The sequence below is a fragment of the Aequorivita vladivostokensis genome, from assembly GCF_000952855.1.
Taxonomy (GTDB): domain Bacteria; phylum Bacteroidota; class Bacteroidia; order Flavobacteriales; family Flavobacteriaceae; genus Aequorivita; species Aequorivita vladivostokensis.
Genome location: NZ_JSVU01000004.1, coordinates 16194 through 37301, shown reverse-complemented (window position 1 = coordinate 37301; position 21108 = coordinate 16194). Strand labels below are relative to the sequence as shown.

General features: G+C 43.0%; 16 protein-coding genes. 9 read left to right on the top strand and 7 right to left on the bottom strand.

Annotation, left to right across the window (positions count from 1 at the left end):
* Positions 1-44 precede the first annotated feature (44 nt).
* Positions 45-2279 carry a patatin-like phospholipase family protein gene (locus MB09_RS07130; protein ID WP_045080223.1) on the bottom strand — a complete coding sequence of 745 codons (2235 nt, stop codon included), beginning with the start codon at positions 2277-2279 and terminating at the stop codon, positions 45-47.
* 43 nt (positions 2280-2322) lie between these two features.
* Positions 2323-4116 (bottom strand): excinuclease ABC subunit UvrC, encoded by a 1794-nt coding sequence (gene uvrC, locus MB09_RS07125; RefSeq protein ID WP_045080222.1) that lies wholly within the window; start codon positions 4114-4116, stop codon positions 2323-2325.
* 137 nt (positions 4117-4253) lie between these two features.
* Here uvrC and MB09_RS07120 point away from each other — a divergent pair, with 137 nt between their 5' ends.
* The 7 genes from MB09_RS07120 (at position 4254) to MB09_RS07090 (ending at position 11112) form a co-directional block, all read left to right on the top strand.
* On the top strand, positions 4254-4670 hold the full coding sequence (locus tag MB09_RS07120) for a hypothetical protein (RefSeq protein WP_045080221.1): 417 nt from the start codon (positions 4254-4256) through the stop codon (positions 4668-4670).
* A 66-nt stretch (positions 4671-4736) separates the two neighbouring features.
* Positions 4737-6959, top strand: a complete 2223-nt coding sequence (locus MB09_RS07115) for a TonB-dependent receptor (RefSeq protein ID WP_045080220.1) — start codon at positions 4737-4739, stop codon at positions 6957-6959.
* 57 nt (positions 6960-7016) lie between these two features.
* Positions 7017-7889, top strand: a complete 873-nt coding sequence (locus MB09_RS07110) for an ATP-grasp domain-containing protein (protein WP_045080219.1) — start codon at positions 7017-7019, stop codon at positions 7887-7889.
* A gap of 186 nt (positions 7890-8075) precedes the next feature.
* Positions 8076-8501, top strand: a complete 426-nt coding sequence (locus MB09_RS07105; RefSeq protein WP_045080218.1) for an ATP-dependent zinc protease family protein — start codon at positions 8076-8078, stop codon at positions 8499-8501.
* Positions 8498-9370 (top strand): 30S ribosomal protein S6--L-glutamate ligase, encoded by an 873-nt coding sequence (gene rimK / locus MB09_RS07100; RefSeq protein WP_045080217.1) that lies wholly within the window; start codon positions 8498-8500, stop codon positions 9368-9370. Before MB09_RS07105 ends, rimK begins: the two co-directional genes overlap by 4 nt.
* A gap of 2 nt (positions 9371-9372) precedes the next feature.
* Positions 9373-10374 (top strand): succinylglutamate desuccinylase/aspartoacylase family protein, encoded by a 1002-nt coding sequence (locus MB09_RS07095; RefSeq protein WP_045080216.1) that lies wholly within the window; start codon positions 9373-9375, stop codon positions 10372-10374.
* 162 nt (positions 10375-10536) lie between these two features.
* Positions 10537-11112, top strand: a complete 576-nt coding sequence (locus tag MB09_RS07090) for a 5-formyltetrahydrofolate cyclo-ligase (RefSeq protein WP_045080534.1) — start codon at positions 10537-10539, stop codon at positions 11110-11112.
* 94 nt (positions 11113-11206) lie between these two features.
* On the opposite strand, the gene MB09_RS07085 is transcribed toward MB09_RS07090, so the two are convergent.
* From MB09_RS07085 to MB09_RS07065, 5 genes are all read right to left on the bottom strand, one after another.
* Entirely contained in the window at positions 11207-11815 is a 609-nt protein-coding gene (locus MB09_RS07085; protein WP_045080215.1) for a lipoprotein signal peptidase, read from the bottom strand.
* Between the two features lie 36 nt (positions 11816-11851).
* The gene (locus MB09_RS07080) at positions 11852-12481 is read right to left on the bottom strand and encodes a DUF4097 family beta strand repeat-containing protein (RefSeq protein WP_045080214.1); all 630 of its coding nucleotides are present in this window, start codon (positions 12479-12481) and stop codon (positions 11852-11854) included.
* Positions 12482-12624: 143 nt separating this feature from the next.
* Positions 12625-13008, bottom strand: a complete 384-nt coding sequence (locus tag MB09_RS07075) for a TraR/DksA family transcriptional regulator (RefSeq protein ID WP_045080213.1) — start codon at positions 13006-13008, stop codon at positions 12625-12627.
* 3 nt (positions 13009-13011) lie between these two features.
* A complete protein-coding gene (ileS, locus tag MB09_RS07070) occupies positions 13012-16416 on the bottom strand; it encodes an isoleucine--tRNA ligase (RefSeq protein WP_045080212.1) in 3405 nt (1134 codons plus the stop codon).
* Between the two features lie 254 nt (positions 16417-16670).
* Complete coding sequence (locus MB09_RS07065; protein WP_045080211.1) at positions 16671-17183, bottom strand: hypothetical protein; 513 nt, start codon at positions 17181-17183, stop codon at positions 16671-16673.
* A gap of 301 nt (positions 17184-17484) precedes the next feature.
* Between MB09_RS07065 and MB09_RS07060 the strand changes: the two genes are divergently transcribed.
* Together MB09_RS07060 and MB09_RS07055 are read left to right on the top strand one after the other, a co-directional pair.
* Positions 17485-19551, top strand: coding sequence for a protein-disulfide reductase DsbD family protein (locus tag MB09_RS07060; RefSeq protein WP_045080210.1), 2067 nt, complete (start codon positions 17485-17487; stop codon positions 19549-19551).
* A 63-nt stretch (positions 19552-19614) separates the two neighbouring features.
* Positions 19615-21105, top strand: coding sequence for an aminotransferase class V-fold PLP-dependent enzyme (locus tag MB09_RS07055; protein ID WP_045080209.1), 1491 nt, complete (start codon positions 19615-19617; stop codon positions 21103-21105).
* Positions 21106-21108: the final 3 nt, after the last annotated feature.

The following is a 21108-nucleotide window of genomic DNA, read 5'->3' as shown; positions in this document are numbered from 1 at the left end:
TACAAATATCGGAAAAATAATAGAGCTAAGCCGCTAAGTTTTTACTAAAACCGATACCCCAATGTCACATACCATTCGCTTTCATTAAGCTCAGGCGAATAGGAATATTTAATCTCCATCGGTCCTAGAACGGTTTCCAGCCCATACCCTGCTGAAAATCCCGAATAGTCTACCCCGTCAATCCACTGGCCGTTTTCAAAAAGATCATTCCCCACATTGGCAATATTCACCGAAATATTGACGTGGTTCTTTCTGAAAATTTCATAATCAAAAGTAAGCGTTGACTTAAGATAGGTATTTCCGCGGAGCGAGATGGCCTCGTAACCCATAAACGGAATAATATTGTTCATCTCCTTAAATCCATAGCCCCCCAATGCAAAATCCAAGGAAGTGGTTTCGGGACCGCCCCATTTAAAACCACCCTCGGTTGTTAAATGAGCCGAAATTGTGTTAAAAAATGTATGGGCATAACCCATTTTTGCTTTTGCCAAAGAGAATGGCTCAAAACTCTTGTTTCGCCCGTGGGCCAATAAATACCAATGAAAATCACCTGAAAAATAAGCTCCTTTTTTTGGAAAAAAACTATTATCATAAGTGTCATACTTCAAAAAACCAAACGCACTGTAATAATTGGTGCTTTCAAAAACCGTTCGGGGAAGGTTGTTTTCATCTGTACCTATAGTTTCCGAAAGATAACGAAGGTATTTATGCTCTCCTCCCAAACCGAAAATCAAGGTCCTGCGGAAAAGGGTCTCAAAATAAAGCTGGTTGGTAAAATCGCTATACTTAATGGAAAGTTTATTGACAGGCACCGATATCTCCGCATCAAAATCGGGATTGATAAAATCCAACGGCACATCGGTTTCAAAAAAATGATACTTGGAATTGAAGCCCACACTCCAGTAAAATCCCTTGTCTATATAATATTCAAAATTGTACCGCAAGTTGTCGCCAGCAATTAAATCCAGCGAGGCAATATCGTTATTGGTAAGAAGCCGCTTTTTGGTAATATTTACCAATGCGGCCGTTCGGAAAAGGTCGTCATAATGTGCCGCAAAACGCAGCATCATGGAAGACCGGCTCTCGCGCAGTTGTAGCAGGAGTGTATTTTCATTGTTTTCATCCTCAATCAACCTATAATTAATGTCCTGGAAATTCCCAGTTGCCGAAAGGTTGTTTATCCCCTCACTAAAATCTTCATAGGTTATTTCATCGGGCGTGCGCAATTTCAATTTCCCCAAAACATAGCTTCGGGTATATTTTTCGTTCCCCTCTATTTTAACTTCTTTTATATAAATAAAGTCATTGGCATCGAACTTTACTTCTTCACGGTTTACAGGCTTTTGCCTCGAAGCGATATTTTCAAGCTCCTCCCTATATGATTCTGCTGCAACAATTCCAGATTCTACAATATTTTTCCCCTCATCAAAAGAAACTACCGAGAAATCCTGAATGTTCGGATGAATATAGACATCTGTTTTTTCACGCTTCTTAATCATTTCGTTAATGGTTCGATAGTTATTTATCTGGACCAATACATCAAAAGCAGATCTCAAATTGTCCCTATTTTTTAAGCTATCCTGTACATCAACCCCTATGATTATATCCATCCCTTTGGCGCGCACCTCCTTCACGGGATAGTTGTTCACCACCCCGCCATCAATCAAGACCTTATCGTCAATCACCACAGGACTGAAAAGCGACGGCAACGCCCCACTGGCAGTTACCGCGCGCGGAAGATACCCACGGTCCAAGATTACCTCTTTCCCCGTTTCTACATCGGTAGCCACACAGAAAAAGGGGATGGGAAGTTTGCTGAAATCTGAAACGGTGCTCACATGGTTCGTTAATTTGGAAAGCAGGTTATACACATTCTGCCCCTTTGATAGTCCCGAAGGGAAACCTACCTTAAATTTATCAAAAGGCAGCACCAAGGCATATTTTTCCGACTCCTGCTTTTCGTAAAAAGTCTTTGCGCTCCGCGGAATATTGTCCTGTATCAAACTGCTGAAATCCGTTTCCCGAAAAATACTGTCAAGTTGCGTTGCCGAATATCCCGAAGCATACAGTGCCCCGATAATTGCGCCCATACTCGTGCCGCCAATGTAGTCTATCCGCACGCCCGACTCCTCAATAACTTTCAGCGCGCCAATATGCGCCAAACCTTTTGCCCCGCCACCGCTCAAAACCAGACCTACTTTTAGGTCTTTCTCAGCTTTTTCTTGTGAAAAGGAGAAGGATGAAATTATTAATAATATTATAAGGGGCAAGTGCTTCATCAATGGGGTTATAGTTTATTGCTATTTTTTATTATTATTATTATTATTTATTGCTGAAATGTTCTACCAACTTCTTCGCCCTGCTCGGACCGATCACTTTTGAAAGCTCCTCAAAACTTGCCGAGGCAATCCGCTTCGTGCTTTTAAAGTGTTTCAACAATTCCACGACCGTTTTTTCGCCAATGCCGGGAATGGTTTCCAGTTCAGTATTTAAAGCCTGCTTGCTGCGTTTGCTCCGGTGAAAGGTAAGGCCAAAACGGTGCGCTTCGTTGCGCAATTGTTGTATTATTTTTAAAGTCTCGCTCTTCTTGTCTAAATACAGCGGGATGGGATCATCGGGATAAAACAATTCCTCCAAACGTTTTGCAATGCCTATAATAGCAATTTTCCCGCGTAATCCCAGTTTGTCCAGACTTTTTAGAGAAGAAGACAACTGGCCCTTTCCCCCATCTATGATGATGAGTTGTGGCAAGGGTTGCTCTTCTTCCAGCAATCTTTTGTAGCGGCGATAAACCACTTCTTCCATCGAGGCGAAATCATCGGGACCCTCCACGGTTTTTATGTTGAATTTGCGATAGTCCTTTTTACTCGGTTTCCCGTTTTTGAAAACCACACAGGCCGCCACGGGGTTTGTGCCCTGAATATTACTGTTGTCAAAACACTCTATATGTCGCGGTTCCTCGCTTAACCTTAAATCTTTTTTCATCTGCGCCATAATGCGCTTTTCATGACGGTCGGGGTCCACAATCTTTGCCTGTTTAAACCGCTCCATGCGGTAATATTTCGCATTTCTTTCGGAAAGGTCGAGGATTGCTTTTTTATCGCCCAGTTTGGGAACATGCGTTTTTATGTCCTCGCCCAGTTCCACCTCAAAAGGCAAGTAAATTTCCTTTGAAAGCGAATTGAACCGTTGCCGGATTTCCACAATCGCAAGCTGAAGCAATTCTTCATCCGTCTCGTCCAATTTCTTCTTTATTTCCAACGTATGCGAACGGATAATCGCGCCGTGCGAAAGCTGCAGAAAATTCACGTAGGCATAGCTTTCATCAGAAATTATCGAAAACACATCCACGTTATTAATCTTCGGATTTACCACCGTGCTTTTGCTTTGGTAATTCTCCAAAATATCAATCTTTTCCTTTACCCGCTGTGCCTGCTCAAACTTCAGATCGGCCGCCAAGGTTTTCATCTGGGTTTTAAATTTATGTAGCGAATCCTTAAAATTTCCCTTCACAATATTCCGGATGGCCTCAATATTATCGTGGTATTCCTTTTCGGAATAAAGCCCCTCGCAAGGCCCCAAACAGTTTCCCAAGTGATATTCCAGACATACTTTATACTTGCCCGCCCTAATTTTTTCTTCGGAAAGGTCGTAGTTGCAGGTGCGCAACGGATACAGGCCTTTTATCAAATCAAGCAGCGTGTGTACGGTTTTCATACTCGTATATGGCCCGTAATATTCACTGCCGTCCTTTATCATTCTTCGTGTGGGGAAAACCCGCGGAAAGCGTTCGTTTTTAATACAAATCCACGGATAGCTTTTGTCGTCCTTCAGCATCACATTGTAGCGCGGCTGATAGTTTTTAATTAAATTGTTTTCCAACAAAAGCGCATCGGTCTCGGTCTTTACGACAATGTGCTTAATGGTCACGATTTTCTTCACCAAAAGCCGCGTACGATTATTGTCAAAATTTTTTGTGAAATAGGACGAAACGCGTTTTTTCAGGTTTTTTGCCTTGCCCACATACAGCAGTTTCCCGTCCTTATCGTAATATTGATAAACGCCGGGCGAATCGGGAAGGGTTGCAATTTGAAGAGTTACCGAAGCATTGGCCATAGGCTCAAAGATACTTGCTATTTTGTTTTTTAAGGAATTTTTCCGCTATCAAAAATAGTTAAGAAACGGTTAAATGAAGCTTATTCAAAATCCAAATTCCCCAATCTTGCGTATCTATTTACAACCAACCCAAAATAATGCTTAAAAGCAAATTACATATTTCCTTTAAAAAGTATTTTGTGCTTTCCCTGTCGATTTTTTATCTGCTCAACCCGATGCAGAAACAGCTTTCGGAGGGAATGCACATTTTTTCGCACGTAATGACGCATACCGATTATGGGCATCACGAAGAAGATCATTTATTGGGTCGGGAGCACACGCACGAACACAAACTGATAACTTTTTTCTCCAAAATATTTTCTTCGGAAGAAAAAACCAGTGATCACGAAGGCGTGTATTTCAATTATACGTTGGATAAACATTTTGCACAGGAATATCCCCCAATCGATTTCAAAAATGAAACTAGTACCAAACACAATTTCTTTTATGCTTTTCATATTCCGAAAAGCGTAAAAACCATCCCCAGCCCGCCTCCCGAAACATTCTTTTCATAGTTTTTTATCTGAATGAAATCTTGATTCAGACTATTCATTTATTTAAATTTTTTAAACCAATCACCCATGAAAAGAATACTCTTAATGGGGCTGATGCTATGCTTTGGTATTGCGCAATCGCAATCGCTAAAAGGAAAAGTGGTAGGCCCAAATAACAACCCGCTGGAAAATGTGGCGGTTTTTGACCGAACCTCCGGCAACCATACCCACACCGATACCTCGGGAAAATTTTCACTTGAAAATGTGGAGGAAAACGACATCATCAGCTTCTCCATTTTAGGTTTCGCAACCTATGAATATTCAGTTACCGCTGAAAGTTTTGCGGAACCCATAAACATCACTTTAAACGAAGCCGCCGTTTCTTTGGAACAGGTAACCATCACGCCCGAAGTAAACACGCTTAGCCAAATTGTGGCGGTAGATTTAAAGACCGCGCCCGTAAAATCGTCGCAGGAAATTCTTCGGAAAGTTCCGGGATTGATTATCGGCCAGCACGCCGGCGGTGGAAAAGCGGAACAAATATTTCTGCGCGGTTTCGACATTGACCACGGAACGGACATCAATCTTTCGGTGGACGGAATGCCCGTAAATATGGTGTCGCACGCGCACGGGCAAGGGTACAGTGATTTGCACTTTGTAATTCCCGAAACGATTGGTGAAATTTCCTTCGGAAAAGGTCCGTACAACGCGGAATACGGCGATTTTGCCACTGCGGGTTACGTGGCCTTTAAAACCTTGGACAAACTCGACAAAAGCTCCGTTTCCGTGGAATACGGGCAGTTTGACGCTTTTAGGACCGTTGGACTTTTCAATCTTTTGGATACCAAAAACAGCAATGCTTATGTGGCGGCCTCTCTCAACACCTTTAACGGTCCGTTTGATTCGCCGCAGAATTTTAACCGCTTTAATATGATGGCGAAATACAACCTGAAATTGCCCGACAACCAAAAACTGCAACTTACCGCTTCGCATTTCCAAAGCAAGTGGGATGCTTCGGGGCAAATTCCGCAGCGCGCCATTGACGATGGTTCCATCGGTCGTTTTGGCGCCATTGACGATACCGAAGGCGGAAACACCAGCCGCACCAATTTGCTGATAAACCATTCCAAATTGCTTTCAGAAAACAAAAAGTTGGAAACCCGTGCGTATTATTCGCATTATGATTTTGAGCTGTTTTCAAACTTCACTTTCTTTTTGAAAGACCCAGTAAACGGCGACCAAATTGCGCAACGCGAAGACCGAAATATTTTGGGTTTCCAAACCGAGTTTTCAGATAAAATAAATTCTGAAACACTCGATTTTAAGTACACCGCAGGAATTGGCGTTCGTTACGACGATGTGAACGACGTGGAACTCTCGCACACCAAAAACCGTTATGAAATTTTGGATCGGATTGCCTTCGGAAATGTGGATCAAATTAACAGTTTTGCGTTTTTGAATACGGAATTTGGTTTGGGCGATTTCAAAATAAACCCTGCCGTGAGATTGGATTATTTCAAATTTGATTACGAAAACAAACTTTCGCCAACCTACGATAACCGAAGTAAAAGCAAGGTTTTCGCCAGTCCCAAGTTGAATTTCATTTACAGCCCCAACCGCGATTTCCAATTGTTTTTGAAAACGGGAATCGGGTTCCATTCCAACGATACACGAGTAGTTGTTGCCAATGGCGGCGAGGATATTTTGCCCGCAGCTTACGGTGCAGATTTGGGCGGAATTTACAAACTGACGGACAATCTAATTTTTAATACAGCCCTGTGGGCGCTCTTTTTGGAACAGGAGTTTGTGTACGTGGGCGATGCCGGAATTGTGGAGCCCAGCGGAAAAACCCGCCGATTGGGCGTTGATTTTGGCCTGCGTTACGAAGCCTTGGACTGGCTGTATTTTTACGGCGATGCAAACTATACCTACGCGCGAAGCACCGAGGAACCCAATGGTGAGGATTACATTCCGTTGGCACCGGATTTTACCTTAACCGGTGGAATTGCATTTGAAAATCTCGCAAACTTTTCGGGCGGATTGAATTATCGTTTTATTAAGGATAGAGCCGCAAACGAAGACAAAAGTATTATTGCCGAAGGTTATTTTGTGACCGATTTCAACATAAATTATACTTTCAGAAACTTTGTTTTCGGGATTGCCGTTGAAAATCTCTTCGATACCGAATGGAACGAAACCCAGTTTGCAACCGAAAGCAGATTGTTTGACGAGCCGGAAGCTGTGGAAGAAATACATTTTACGCCCGGCACGCCTTTTTTCCTAAGGGGAAAGGTAACCGTTAATTTTTAACTAATGATTTTATGGGCAATGTTCTTTTTGGTTAAATTGCACGCACAATAACCAACTATGAACATTGCCATTTTATCGCGTGGGGAAGCGCTTTATTCCACCCAAAGTCTTTTAAAAGCTGGCGAAGCGCGCAACCACACCATGGAGGTTTTGGATCCTTCCTATTGCAACCTCGCCGTGGAAAACGGAAAAGCCGTCCTCTATTTTCAAAATGAATTGGTGGATGACCTGCACGCGGTAATTCCCAGAATTGGTGCCTCAAATACTTATTTTGGTACGAACGTGGTCCGCCATTTTGAATCGATGGGCGTGTTTAGCGTGGTTTCTTCCGAAGGAATTACAAACAGCCGCGACAAATGGACCTGCTTTCAAATTTTGGCAAAACATCAAATTCCCGTGCCACGAACTGTTTACGCTTCGTTTTTTGAATTTGAGGAACAACTAAAAACCTTTAACGGCAAGCCAATAATTATCAAACTTTTGGAAGGCACGCACGGCGAAGGTGTTATTCTTACCGAAAGTCCGCAGAATGCCTTAGCAACGATTGAAACCTTAAATGCCGCCGGCGTGAAATTTTTGCTACAGGAATATATTGAAGAAGCGAATGGCGCCGACGTTCGTGCCATAGTGGTGGACGGCGTTGTGGTTGCGGCGATGAAACGCAAATGTAAGCTTGGCGATTTCCGCAGTAATCTGCACCGTGGCGGCACTTCGGAAATGATTTCCCTCTCTTCCACAGAGGAAAAAATTGCCATAAAAGCGGCAAAGGCAATGAATTTGGGGTTTTGTGGGGTGGATATTCTGCAATCGAAAAACGGGCCTTTGGTTTTGGAAATCAACAGTACGCCGGGATTGGAGGGTATCGAAAATACCTCGGGAAAGAATGTTTCAAAAAGCGTAATTGGGTTTATTGAGCGGAATAAAAAGTAGCAGTAGCCAGTAGGCGCGCGATTCATCGCGCGCATCTTAATCAAATAATTTAATGGAAAGTAGAAAGTCGCAGTTTGCAGGCTTCAAAATTTTGAATTTTTTTGTTTTTTGGGATTTATTTGGAATTTGTTATTTGCCAATTGGAATTTATATTAGTTAACTTGCAATTACAAAATTTCTATAACATTGAAAAGAAACATAGGCAGAATAGACAAGGCAGACTTTCCATTGCTGAATCTATATGATATTGAAGTGAAAATTGACACGGGCGCCTACACTTCTTCCATACATTGCAAAAACATGAAAGTTGAAGATAACTACCTGAAATGCAACTTTTTGGACGAAGAGCACCCCAGCTACCATGAAAAGGAAATCATTTTTGACGAATATGACGTAAAAGTGGTAAGAAGCAGCAACGGCCAGTCTGAAGCGCGATATAGAATTAAAACGGAAATTGTTCTTTTTGGAAAGACACATCCCATTTATTTAACATTGAGCGACCGCGAAGAGATGCGTTTTCCCGTACTTTTGGGGCGAAATTTCCTAAGCAAGAAATATATGGTTGATATTAACAAAACCAACCTTTCCTACAAACTAAAAACCAAAAAATGAACATAAAGATATTATCGGCAAACGCAAATTTATATTCCACCAAACGTCTTGTGGAAGCGGCAAAAGCCAGAAAACATGACGTAGAGGTTATAAATCACGCAAAGTGTGATATTGTTATCGAAAAGAAAAATCCGGTAATTATTTACAAAGGTCACAAATTAGACCACACCGATGCCATCATTCCAAGGATTGGGGCGTCTGTAACTTTTTATGGAACCGCGGTAGTGCGACAGTTTGAAATGCTGCGCGTTTTTACCACCACCGAATCCCAGGCCTTGGTTCGTTCCCGTGATAAATTGAGAAGCCTTCAAATTCTTTCCCGCGCGGGATTGGGGTTGCCGAAAACCGTTTTTACCAATTATTCTAAAAACGTAAAAGAAATCGTGAACCAAGCCGGCGGTGCACCCGTAATCATTAAGTTGCTGGAAGGCACACAGGGCATTGGTGTTATTTTGGTTGAAACCAGAAAAGCCGCGGAATCTGTAATTGAAGCTTTTAACAATTTACAGGCGCGGGTTATCGTTCAGGAATTTATAAAAGAGGCCGGAGGTGCAGACATACGTGCGTTTATAGTGGACGGACAGGTAGTTGGCGCAATGAAACGGCAGGGAAAGGAAGGCGAATTCCGAAGCAATCTGCACCGCGGTGGAACAGCTTCCGTAATAAAACTTACCGACGAGGAAGAAACCGCCGCCCTGAAGGCAGCAAAAGCCATGGGCCTTGGAATTGCTGGGGTTGATATGTTGCAATCGGCACGTGGGCCATTGATTTTGGAAGTAAATTCATCTCCCGGTTTGGAAGGAATTGAGCAAGCCACGGGTAAGGATATTGCAAATTCAATCATAAAATATATAGAACGCAACGTATAACTATGGCCAAAAAGGAAGAACGTGATATTGTAATTTTAAACGAACGGATTGCGCTGGGCGAAAGTCGAACCGTGGATTTCAGCATTGCGAAACTTTACACTTCCACCAAAATTGAAATTCCTATTATTATTGAACGTTCGAAAATTCCCGGACCCACAGTTTTGATAACTGCCGCCATCCACGGCGATGAAATAAATGGTGTGGAAATTGTACGCCAACTCATTGCCAGAAAATTGAACAAGCCCAAACGCGGTACAATTATTTGCATCCCAATTCTGAACGTTTTTGGTTTTTTGAATGGCGACCGTTCTTTCCCCGATGGGCGGGACCTCAACAGGGTTTTTCCCGGAACCAAAACGGGTTCGTTGGCTAGTCGTGTTGCTTATCATTTTACCAAAAAGGTTTTGCCGCACGCCGATTATTGTCTCGATTTTCACACCGGCGGCGCAAGCCGTTTCAACGCGGCACAGATTCGCATAAAACCGGGTGATGAAAAATTATTGGAACTCGCAAAGGTTTTCAATGCTCCCTTTACGGTTTATTCAAATACCATCGAAAAATCATATCGGAATACCTGTCAAAAGATGGGCATTCCAGTTTTGCTTTTTGAAGGCGGAAAAAGCCGGGAAAGCAACAAACATATTGCAAAGGAAGGCGTTGATGGCATCTTGCGGGTACTGGCTCATTTGGACATGTTGGGCAAAAGACACGTAGCTCCCGAACCAAATGCCAAAACGGTTATTATTGAAAAAAGTAAATGGATACGCGCATACCGAAGTGGTTTGCTACACGTAAAAATTGATTGCAACAAACACGTTGAAAAAGGCGAATTTTTAGCCACGATCACCGACCCATACGGAAAAATGCGGTTTAAGGTTACTTCGCCCAATGAAGGCTATATAATTAACGTAAACCAATCGCCGATTGTAAACCAAGGGGATGCCATTTTTCATATTTCAACCGTAAATACCGCAAATACGGAAGACGAGGAAATGGAAGATTGAAAAGGATTTTGGATTGACGATTTACGATTTACGATTAACGATTGATGATTTTAGATTTGGCTCTTCGTGCCGATAACTCGGGAGCGTTCAGGGTGACACTATTGGGATTTGGAATTTGGGATTTGGGATTTGGGATTTAAAATTTGGAGTTTCTATATTATTATGGCTGATAAAAAAACACTTCGTTTGAAATATAAAAAACTTCGGGAAGAGCTTTCCGAGGAATCCATTGAGGCAATGAGCCTTCAGATTGCCAACCAGGCTTTGAAACTTCCTATTTGGGATAAAACGTATTACCATATTTTTCTTCCCATTTTGGCAAAAAAAGAAGTGAATACGGAATATCTGCTGCATATTTTACAGGGAAAGGATAAGAGTATCGTTGTTTCAAAGGCCGATTTTAATACTGGGGAAATGAAAAATTTTCTTTTGCAGGAAAACACGGTTTTAAAAACTTCGGAATATGGAATTCCCGAGCCCGTTTCGGGTATAGAAATTTCCCCGGAAATGATTGAGGTTGTCTTCGTTCCTTTGCTCGCATACGATAAAAGAGGCCATCGCATCGGCTACGGAAAAGGGTTTTACGATCGATTTTTAAAACGGTGCAATTCTGAAGCTATATTTGTCGGGCTATCCTTTTTTGACCCCGAACCCGAGATTTTCTTTGAAGCTTTGGATGTTCCCCTAAATTTTTGCGTTATTCCAAAAGAGATATTTGATTTCCAAAATTGCCGATGATCTTCATAAGTTAAGACAGCGATAACCGAATCAAAAAAAATTATGGAAACAGATTTTGGAAGTGCGATTATTTTCTTTTTACCCCAAGTAGCTTTTATTCAGTTTCTTTCTTCGGAAATGCCTTTTTATTGAAAAGAAGCAACAAAATAACCCCAATGCTGATGGAGGAATCCGCCACATTGAAAACTGGGTCGAAGAAGGTAAAATACTCCCCGCCCCAAAAGGGAACCCATTCGGGCAAAGTGCCGCCGTACAAGGGAAAGTAGAGCATATCGACCACCTTTCCGTGGAAAAGCGTGCCGTAGCCGCCGCCTTCGGGAAACAAGGTAGCCACTTGGTGATGGCTATCGTTAAAGATAATTCCGTAAAAAACCGAATCGATAATATTGCCCAAAGCACCCGCAAAAATCAAGGCCACGCAGAAAATAAGAATGGTGGGCATGTTCTTTCTCACCGAATCCCAAAGCCAATAGCCAATTCCGCCGATTGCAACAATTCTAAAAAGCGTTAAAAACAGCTTGCCGTATTCCCCGGGAATTTTTGCGCCCCAGGCCATGCCTTCATTCTCAACAAACAAAATCCGGAACCAATCAAACACGCGGATTTCTTCGCCTAAAACAAAATGTGTTTTTATGTAAAACTTTGAAACCTGATCAATCAACAAAATCAGGATAATAATAAAAGTAGCTTTTTTTAGGCTCATAAAGGCAAATAGATAACGCGGGCAAAAATAGCAATATTATTCGGTTTGTAGGAGCGAAATGTCACCGTTAATACTTTCGGCTTCAACGAAAAACTTTCCGTTGCCCCAAAGTTTGTTCTCTACCGTTCCGTGGGTTGAAGTTGCTTGGCCGGAAACCGTTGAGGTAGCCCTTACCCATATGTTGCCGTCGGTAGTTTTAAGATGTGCATTTCCCATAAAATTGGTTAAAACGCAAGCGCCGTTTTCTATGGATACCGCAAGCTCATAAATCCTTCCTTCGGCAGTAACGGCGGCAAGCTTCGATTTAATTTCCAATGAAATGGTTTGGGGAATAGTCAAATCTACTTCTACGGCCATCACTTTATGGGCGGCCAATTTATCGTCTTCGGGCAAAAAGAAGGGAGAAAAGTCGGTTTTTAAGGAAAGCGTATTTTCAGTAATATTTTCCTCGACAATCACATTCTCGGAATGCTCTCCGGAAATATGCACGGAGAGCTTGATGGATTTTTCTTCGGAAGCGTGTACCGTTATTTTAAAAATAGCGTCGTCTTTTATGGAAAGCGTTTTTATTCCTTCCGAGGAAAATTCCTTTTGAATGGTTTTTTGCGCCACGGACGAATTGATTCCGAAGCAGATTAGAGCGATAATGAAGAATATTTGGCGCATAAATTAACTACAAAGTACGCAATCCCGTTAGCTATTGGGATTCGCAGGGGACGCAAAGGAAATATTTCAATAAAAAAGCCCCGAAAAAATTCAGGGCTATAATTTTACGGACTCAACTTGCTCCCCTTTGGGAAGAGTTAGGCCTATTTCTGCAAATTCTTCGCCTCAATACTCAAGGTAGCGTGCGGTACAAGCTTTAGGCGCTCTTTGTTTATCAATTTGCCAGTCACGCGGCAAACGCCGTAAGTTTTGTTTTCAATACGCACCAAGGCGTTCTTCAGGTCGCGGATAAACTTTTCCTGACGGATGGCCAGTTGGGAGTTCGCTTCCTTGCTCATCACCTCGCTGCCTTCGTCGAAAGCCTTAAACGTGGGCGATGTATCATCGGTGCCATTGTTACTATCATTCTTGTAGGAACTTTGGATTAGCTCCAATTGTTCCGTTGCCTTCTTTATTTTTTCGTTCAAAATTGCTCTAAATTCTTCCAGTTCGGCATCTGAATATCTGGTTCTTTCTGTCTCTGTCATAATCTAATGTTTTTTAATGCTTATACGTGTTTCAATATCGTCAAATGCAATTTCCGTTCCCTCTTCAATTTTAGGCTGAAATTGCAAAACCTCGGTTAATGTCTCTTCTTTTATATACTTCAGGTTTTGGGTTACCGCATCCGTTAGTTTTTCGTTCTCCTCAAGGGCGACCTCAATTCTGTCGGTCACTTCAAAACCACTGTCTTTTCTGAGGTTTTGAATTCTGTTTACCAATTCCCTGGCTATTCCTTCATTCCGCAACTCGGGGGTTATGGTAACATCCAGTGCCACAGTAACTCCGTTTGTGTTTGCAACCAACCAGCCCTCAATATCCTGCGAACTGATGATTACGTCAGCGAGCGCCAAAATAGTACTTTTTTCGTTAATAAAAACTGATATTTGCCCGTCTTTTTCCAAAGTTGCAATTTGCTGTTGGTCAAAGGCTGAAATGGCAGCCGCCACGGCTTTCATGTCTTTTCCAAAACGTGGCCCCAAAGCCTTAAAATCTGGCTTTATCTGTTTCACCAGCATGCCCGAACCTTCGTCTATCAGTTCTATTTCCTTTACGTTTACCTCGCTTTTAATCAATTCTGAAACCGCTAAAATTTCTTCCTTTTCAGAATCTTCCAAAACCGGAATCATTATTTTTTGGAGCGGTTGGCGTACTTTTATTTTCTCTTTCTGTCGTAACGAAAGCACCAGCGACGATATTGTCTGCGCCTTCTGCATCTTGTGCTCCAGCTTTTTATCAATGAATGACGCGTCTGCCTTTGGGAAGTCGGTTAAATGTACCGATTCCATACCTTCTTTTGAAGTGCCGACCCTCAAATCCTTATAGAGTCTATCCATAAAGAAGGGAGCCACGGGAGCGCCCAATTTTGCAACAGTTTCCAAACAGGTGTAAAGGGTTTGGTAGGCTGAAATTTTATCGTCATTATAGCTGCCTTTCCAATATCTTCTTCGGCTCAATCGCACAAACCAGTTGCTCAAGTTTTCCTGTACAAATTCTGAAATGGCACGTGTAGCCTTGGTTGGCTCGTAATCTGCGTAATACTCGTCCACTTTTTGGATGAGCGTGTGCAATTCTGATAGTATCCAGCGGTCAATCTCCGGGCGTTTTTCCAGCGAAAGATCCTTTTCAATATACTCAAAATTATCGAGATTGGCGTAAAGACTGAAGAAACTGTACGTATTGTAAAGTGTTCCGAAGAATTTATTGCGCACTTCCGAAATGCCGTCCTGGTCAAACTTTAAGTTGTCCCAAGGATTTGCGTTGCTGATCATATACCAACGCGTGGCATCGGGACCGAAAACGTCCAAGGTTTCAAAAGGATCTACGGCATTGCCCAGACGCTTGCTCATTTTCTGGCCGTTTTTATCCAAAACAAGTCCGTTTGAAACTACGTTTTTATAGGCAACATCGTCAAAAATCATGGTCGCGATTGCATGCAGGGTGTAAAACCAGCCACGGGTCTGGTCCACGCCTTCCGCAATAAAATCAGCTTTTCTCCATGTTTTTTCAACCTTTTCCTTATTTTCGAAAGGATAATGCCATTGTGCATAGGGCATGCTTCCGCTGTCGAACCATACATCTATCAAATCGGCTTCGCGCTTCATTGGTTTTCCGCTTGGGGAAACGAGGATTATTTCGTCAACAATATTTTTATGTAGGTCAACCTTTGCATAGTTTTCCTCGGAAAAATCGCCGGGCTTGAAATTTTCGAAAATGTTTTTCGGCATCAATCCCGCGCCTACGGATTTGTCCATTTCCGTCATTAATTCTTCCACCGAACCGATGATTATTTCTTCCTTGCCATCCTCCGTTCGCCAAATGGGCAACGGAATTCCCCAATAGCGGGAGCGGGAAAGGTTCCAATCGTTTGCGTTTGCAAGCCAGTTGCCAAAACGGCCTTCGCCGGTGGCTTTTGGCTTCCAGTTTATTTTTTTGTTCAGCTCGAACATTCTATCGCGGAACTCGGTAACTTTTATAAACCACGAATCCAGCGGATAATATAGAATAGGCTTATCGGTACGCCAGCAGTTTGGATAGCTGTGCAAATATTTTTCAACTTTAAAGGCTTTGTTTTCGGTCTTCAGTTTTATTGCGATTTCAACATCAACCGATTTTTCGGGCACTTCGGCATCATCGTAATATTCGTTCTTTACATATTTGCCTGCAAGTTCCTTCATTTCGGGACGGAATTTCCCTTGCAAATCCACAAGTGGAACCAGATTTCCATTTTCGTCTTTTACCAGCATTGGCGGCACTTCCGGCGTCGCTTCTTTTGCAACCTTGGCATCATCGGCGCCAAAGGTTGGCGCGGTGTGTACGATTCCCGTTCCGTCTTCCGTAGTAACGAAATCGCCCGCAATTACCCTGAAAGCGTTTTCAGGATTGTCGTGCGGCTTTGAATAATCCAAAAGCTGTTCGTATCGAATTCCGACTAAATCGGCACCTTTAAATTCTTTCGCAATAAAATAGGGGATTACCTTATCGCCCTGTTTGTATGATTCGAGGATTTCCTCGTTTGGTTTTTCCTCATAATTCTTCGCAAACTGGCTTGCGACCAAATTCTTTGCGAGAATTACATTTATGGGCTGGAAAGTATATTGGTTAAAAGTTTTCACCAAAACATAATCAATCTTGGGACCCACGGTCAACGCGGTATTGCTGGGAAGCGTCCACGGTGTGGTAGTCCACGCCAAAAACCAAATGTTGTTTGACTCTTCGCCAAGGAAATCGGGCAAGGTTTCGGCCATTGCCTTAAATTGGGCCACCACCGTAGTATCGGTAATATCCTGATAGGTTCCCGGCTGGTTGAGTTCGTGCGAGCTCAAGCCCGTTCCCGCTTTTGGGGAGTAGGGCTGAATGGTGTAGCCTTTATAAATTAAGTCTTTGTTGTAGATTTCTTTCAAGAGCCACCAAACGGTTTCCATATATTTTGGCTCGTAGGTAACGTAGGGGTCTTCCATATCAACCCAATACCCGGCGCGCTCGGTAAGGTTGTTCCAAACGTCTGTGTAGCGCATTACCGCTTTTTTGCAGGCTGCGTTGTATTCTTCCACTGAAATCTTTGTCCCGATGTCTTCCTTGGTGATGCCGAGTTCTTTTTCAACGCCCAATTCTATGGGCAAGCCGTGCGTGTCCCAGCCTGCCTTCCGGTCAACTTTAAAGCCTTTTTGGGTTTTGTAACGGCAGAAAATATCTTTTATGGCGCGCGCCATAACGTGATGGATTCCCGGAAGACCGTTGGCAGATGGCGGCCCTTCAAAAAACACAAATGGCTCCGCTCCCTCGCGAATGGAAATACTCTGCTCAAAGATGTTTTCTTCTTTCCAAAAATTGAGTACTTCTTCCGCCAGTTTAGGGAGGTCCAGCCCTTTGTATTCTTTAAATTTTTTGCTCATATCTCGGGTACGCGCAACAACCGCAAGTGGGAAGTTGAACTTTTTTTATTAATTAAAATTCCTTAGAGAGTAATCTCTGGAAATAAGTGTGCAAAAGTAAGGTTTTTTTGAAAAAAACGAATGGCTGCTGTGAAATGCAATTTTCAAAAAAAAATAACCGCTTAAAACCATTGCAACAAATGGAATAGGCTGGAAATTAAAAAGACCGCCTTAATAAGTAAGACGGCCTCGAATAAAAATATCAAAATACCTGACTATTGCTTGCTAAAGCGCATTTCCTCGGTATATACGGTATGGTCGCCATTGGGCTCGGTGGTTGTTTCGGATAAGGTTATCCTAAAGCCTGTGGGGTTAAAATCATGGACCATATAAGTAGAGCCGTCAATAGTGAGTTGCGTGGTTGCAGTATTTACCGAATAGCCGCTTACCTCGTTGTCCAGATCTATTATATAGGTTTCAGTATTGGACTGGTTGCCCTGCGAGGTGGTCTCAGTAACCCTGTAAGTACCATTGGCAGTTACCGTATTGTCTGATGCAAACACTACAGGCACGTTAAAGGTATCGCCAACTTGGGTCGTGGTTGTAACTACATCAAACCCATTTACATTTACCGTTTCCACTTCTTTACTTTCCAGATATATGAGGTTGTAGGTACCGGTAAGGTTTTCTTTGTTATAGTTATAGGGCGGTGTACCATCATCATCTTTACTGCACCCCATAGCCACGGCAGCGAGAACAAAAAGAAACATTAATTTATTTAATTTCATAATTCAAAGATTTTTAAATTTTCGGCGAATATAGCATCATTTCAAATATTAACAGCAAATGCTTGTGTTTATTTTGTGGAATGGAGAATTTTGTGAGCGCCCTCAATTATTTTGGGTGAAATGTGCCCAGCACCGAAGCTTAGGCAAATGGATTGTCGATGCAAACAAATGTCGAGGCTTTAAAATTTCATGTTTTTTTTAAGGGTTTTTTGCCAAAAGCGGGTCATGATTTTGTATACTCCAATTTTTCCCCCAAATTTGATGTCTTTATTAAGGCTTTCTCTATAATACCATTGAACTAATGAAAAAAATATTTCTTTTCCTGCTTCTCGCCACGGTTTCACTTGCTTCCGTCCAAGCGCAGATTCTTGATCCCGTAACCTGGTCCACGAGCGTTAAAAAAATATCGGAAACTGAATACGATCTAATTGCCAAGGCCACCATTGAAGATAAATGGCACCTCTATTCGCAAGAGGTTCCGCCGGATGGGCCGTTGCCGACGCTTTTCACTTTTGAGGAAAATGCGGCATACAAAGGAATAGGTAAAGTACAGGAAAGTCAGGGAATCACGGAACACGACCCTGTGTTTGATATGGTGATTACCTTTTTTGCTAACACCGCCACTTTTACAAAACGAATTAAATTAACTGGCGATAAAGGAACCACGGTAAAAGGCGAGGTTGAGTTTATGGTGTGCGATGATACGCGCTGTTTGCCACCTTCTTACGTAGATTTGGTTTTCCAAATACCCGCTCCCCAAAAAACGGAAGCGGCCGTAACACCTGAAAATGGCGACAATACCGAAATCACGGAAGAAACCCTTGGGCTTGCCAAAGCAGATACTGTTTTAACCGAAACTACGGAGGTGGTAAAGGACTCCGTCCAAAGTGTATCGGATGCATCAAAAACTGCCCTGGAGCAAAATAAGAAACAGGAGAAAAAGGGGCTCTGGACTATTTTTATCGTTGCCTTCCTGTTCGGTTTTACTGCGCTGCTTACGCCCTGTGTATTCCCCATGATACCTATGACGGTGAGCTTTTTTACCAAACAAAGCAAGTCGCGGGCAAAGGGTATAAAAAATGCCATAATTTACGGCATTGCCATCATTGTAATCTACGTTTTTCTGGGTGCAATTGTTACCGGTATTTTTGGCGCCGACGCGCTCAATGCGTTCTCAACCAATGTTTGGTTTAATGTAATATTCTTCCTGCTCATCTTGTTTTTCGCCTTTTCGTTTTTGGGAGCTTATGAAATTACACTTCCAAGTTCGTGGGCAACCAAGGCAGATAAGCAGGCAGACCGTGGCGGAATGATAGGGATCTTTTTTATGGCCCTTGCCTTGGCCATTGTATCGTTCTCCTGTACTGGGCCTATTATCGGGTATCTTTTGGTAGAGGCAGCATCCAAGGGCGGAATCGCTCCCTTTGTGGGAATGTTCGGTTTTTCACTCGCCCTGGCATTGCCCTTTGCGCTTTTCGCCGCCTTTCCGGGATGGATGAATTCCCTGCCTAAATCTGGCGGATGGCTTAATACCGTAAAGGTATTTTTAGGGTTTTTGGAATTGGCGCTCGCTTTCAAATTTTTGTCAAACGCAGATCTCGTGCTTCAACTCCATTGGTTGGAAAGAGAGGTTTTCATCGCCATTTGGATTGCCATCTTTGGTGCCTTGGCGCTTTATCTTTTCGGAAAAATCCAATTGCCGCACGATTCGCCATTGACGCATATTTCTGTAGGTAGATTGAGCCTTGGTCTTTTGGTCCTATCGTTCACGATTTATATGATTCCGGGGCTTTGGGGCGCACCCTTGAAATTGATAAGCGGTTTCCCTCCGGCGATGAATTACAGCGAATCTCCATACGGGGTGGGCTTTACAAAATTGGGCGGTGGCGGAAGCGCTTCGGCAAATGAATTCCCCGAAGGCGCCTACTTAGGGCCGCATGATATTATTTCGTTTCACGATTACGAAACCGGTCTGGCCTACGCCAAAAAAATAGGCAAGCCCGTACTGATTGATTTTACAGGCCACGCTTGCGTAAACTGCCGTAAAATGGAGGAACGCGTGTGGAGCGAACCGAAAATACTGAATCTGCTCAAGGAGGACATAGTTCTAATTTCGCTTTATGTGGACGATAAACGGCCATTGCCCGAGGGCGAGGAGGTAATTTCTGAAATATCGGGAAAAAAGCTTCGCTACATCGGCCAAAAATGGAGCGAGTTCCAGATATTACGCTATGAGGCAAACGCCCAACCGTTTTATGTTTTAATGGATCACAATGAGGAAAATCTTATTGAGCCCGTAGGCTACACTCCCGATATTGACGAATATTATGCGTGGCTCCAAAAAGGGGTGGACGCTTTCAAAAAATAAAGCTGTAATGGCTTGTTTTAAGTAGTATTGCTTAACTTTAAGTAATTTTTAAAACCCGGAATCATGATTTCTTCGGAAGAAAAAGTAAGAATTACAGCGCTGGAAAAGTATTTTGAACCTTTCCGGAAGAACATCGTGGGCATCGACCAAGAGTTTGATTCCCCCTTCGGAAGAAAAAAAATAATCTATACCGACTGGACCGCCAGTGGCCGATTGTACGCTCCCATTGAGGAAAAAATGTTGAAGGATTTCGGCCCGTTTGTGGCGAATACCCACACCGAAACTTCGGTGACGGGAACCGCGATGACCAAGGCCTACCACATAGCGCGGAAAATCATAAAAAAACATGTAAACGCAAATGAAAATGATGTGCTCATTACCTGCGAAAGCGGAATGACGGGTGCCATCAATAAGTTCCAGCGCATTTTGGGCCTGAAAATTCCAGAGAATATTAAACCCTATACCAATATTCCGGACGAAATTAGACCCATTATATTTGTTACCCATATGGAGCACCACAGCAATCAGACCTCTTGGTTGGAGACCATTGGGAACGTGGTGGTGGTTCCCCCGAACGATGAGGTTTTGGTATGCTTGGAAACCTTTGCGGCAACCGTAGAACAATATAAGGACCATCCCATAAAAATTGCAGCCGTAACCAGTTGCTCCAATGTTACGGGTATCCGAACGCCCTATCACGAAATAGCCAAACTGATGCACCAAAACGACGGCCTGTGCTTTGTTGATTTTGCCTGTTCCGCACCCTATGTTCCAATAGATATGCACCCCGAGGAGGAAGGCGCGCATTTGGACGCGATTTTCTTTTCGCCCCATAAATTTTTAGGCGGACCGGGATCCAGTGGTGTGCTTATTTTCAACAATAATCTCTATAAAAATACCATTCCCGATAATCCCGGAGGCGGTACCGTTTCGTGGACTAACCCGTGGGGAAACCACAAATATATTGACGATATTGAAACCCGTGAAGACGGCGGTACGCCCGGATTTCTGCAAACAATCCGCACGGCGCTTTCCATTAAATTGAAGGAAAAAATGGGGGTTGAAAATATCCTACGGCGTGAACATGAGCTTTTGGAAATAGTTTTCGACAAACTCGGCAATATTCCAAACCTAAAGATACTTGCGCCGCAAACGCACGACAGGCTGGCCGTAATCAGTTTTTATATTGATGAATTGCATTTCAATTTAGGCGTAAAATTGCTCAACGACCGTTTCGGAATACAAACGCGCGGCGGCTGTTCCTGCGCTGGAACCTATGGGCATTACTTGCTCCACGTAGATCAGGAAACCTCAAACAACATTACTTGCGAAATAGACGAAGGCGACTTAACGCACAAGCCTGGCTGGATACGGATGTCCCTGCACCCCACAACCACCACCGCCGAAGTGGATTACGTGTGTAATTCCATAAAGGAACTGGCCGAAAACTTTAACGAGTGGAGCCAGGACTATAAATACAACTCCAAAAGCAACGAATTTTTTTACCAAAACGAAAAGCCCAACAACACGATGGAAGCGTGGTTCGCTTTTTAATAC

Coding starts and splice junctions, on each gene's coding strand:
- MB09_RS07060 (WP_045080210.1), top strand. CDS start 17,485: ATGAAAAAAATATTTCTTTTCCTGCTTCTCGCCACGGTTTCACTTGCT.
- uvrC (WP_045080222.1), bottom strand. CDS start 4,116: ATGGCCAATGCTTCGGTAACTCTTCAAATTGCAACCCTTCCCGATTCG.
- MB09_RS07115 (WP_045080220.1), top strand. CDS start 4,737: ATGAAAAGAATACTCTTAATGGGGCTGATGCTATGCTTTGGTATTGCG.
- MB09_RS07055 (WP_045080209.1), top strand. CDS start 19,615: ATGATTTCTTCGGAAGAAAAAGTAAGAATTACAGCGCTGGAAAAGTAT.
- MB09_RS07075 (WP_045080213.1), bottom strand. CDS start 13,008: ATGACAGAGACAGAAAGAACCAGATATTCAGATGCCGAACTGGAAGAA.
- MB09_RS07095 (WP_045080216.1), top strand. CDS start 9,373: ATGGCCAAAAAGGAAGAACGTGATATTGTAATTTTAAACGAACGGATT.
- MB09_RS07085 (WP_045080215.1), bottom strand. CDS start 11,815: ATGAGCCTAAAAAAAGCTACTTTTATTATTATCCTGATTTTGTTGATT.
- rimK (WP_045080217.1), top strand. CDS start 8,498: ATGAACATAAAGATATTATCGGCAAACGCAAATTTATATTCCACCAAA.
- MB09_RS07065 (WP_045080211.1), bottom strand. CDS start 17,183: ATGAAATTAAATAAATTAATGTTTCTTTTTGTTCTCGCTGCCGTGGCT.
- MB09_RS07130 (WP_045080223.1), bottom strand. CDS start 2,279: ATGAAGCACTTGCCCCTTATAATATTATTAATAATTTCATCCTTCTCC.
- MB09_RS07090 (WP_045080534.1), top strand. CDS start 10,537: ATGGCTGATAAAAAAACACTTCGTTTGAAATATAAAAAACTTCGGGAA.
- MB09_RS07110 (WP_045080219.1), top strand. CDS start 7,017: ATGAACATTGCCATTTTATCGCGTGGGGAAGCGCTTTATTCCACCCAA.
- MB09_RS07120 (WP_045080221.1), top strand. CDS start 4,254: ATGCTTAAAAGCAAATTACATATTTCCTTTAAAAAGTATTTTGTGCTT.
- MB09_RS07080 (WP_045080214.1), bottom strand. CDS start 12,481: ATGCGCCAAATATTCTTCATTATCGCTCTAATCTGCTTCGGAATCAAT.
- ileS (WP_045080212.1), bottom strand. CDS start 16,416: ATGAGCAAAAAATTTAAAGAATACAAAGGGCTGGACCTCCCTAAACTG.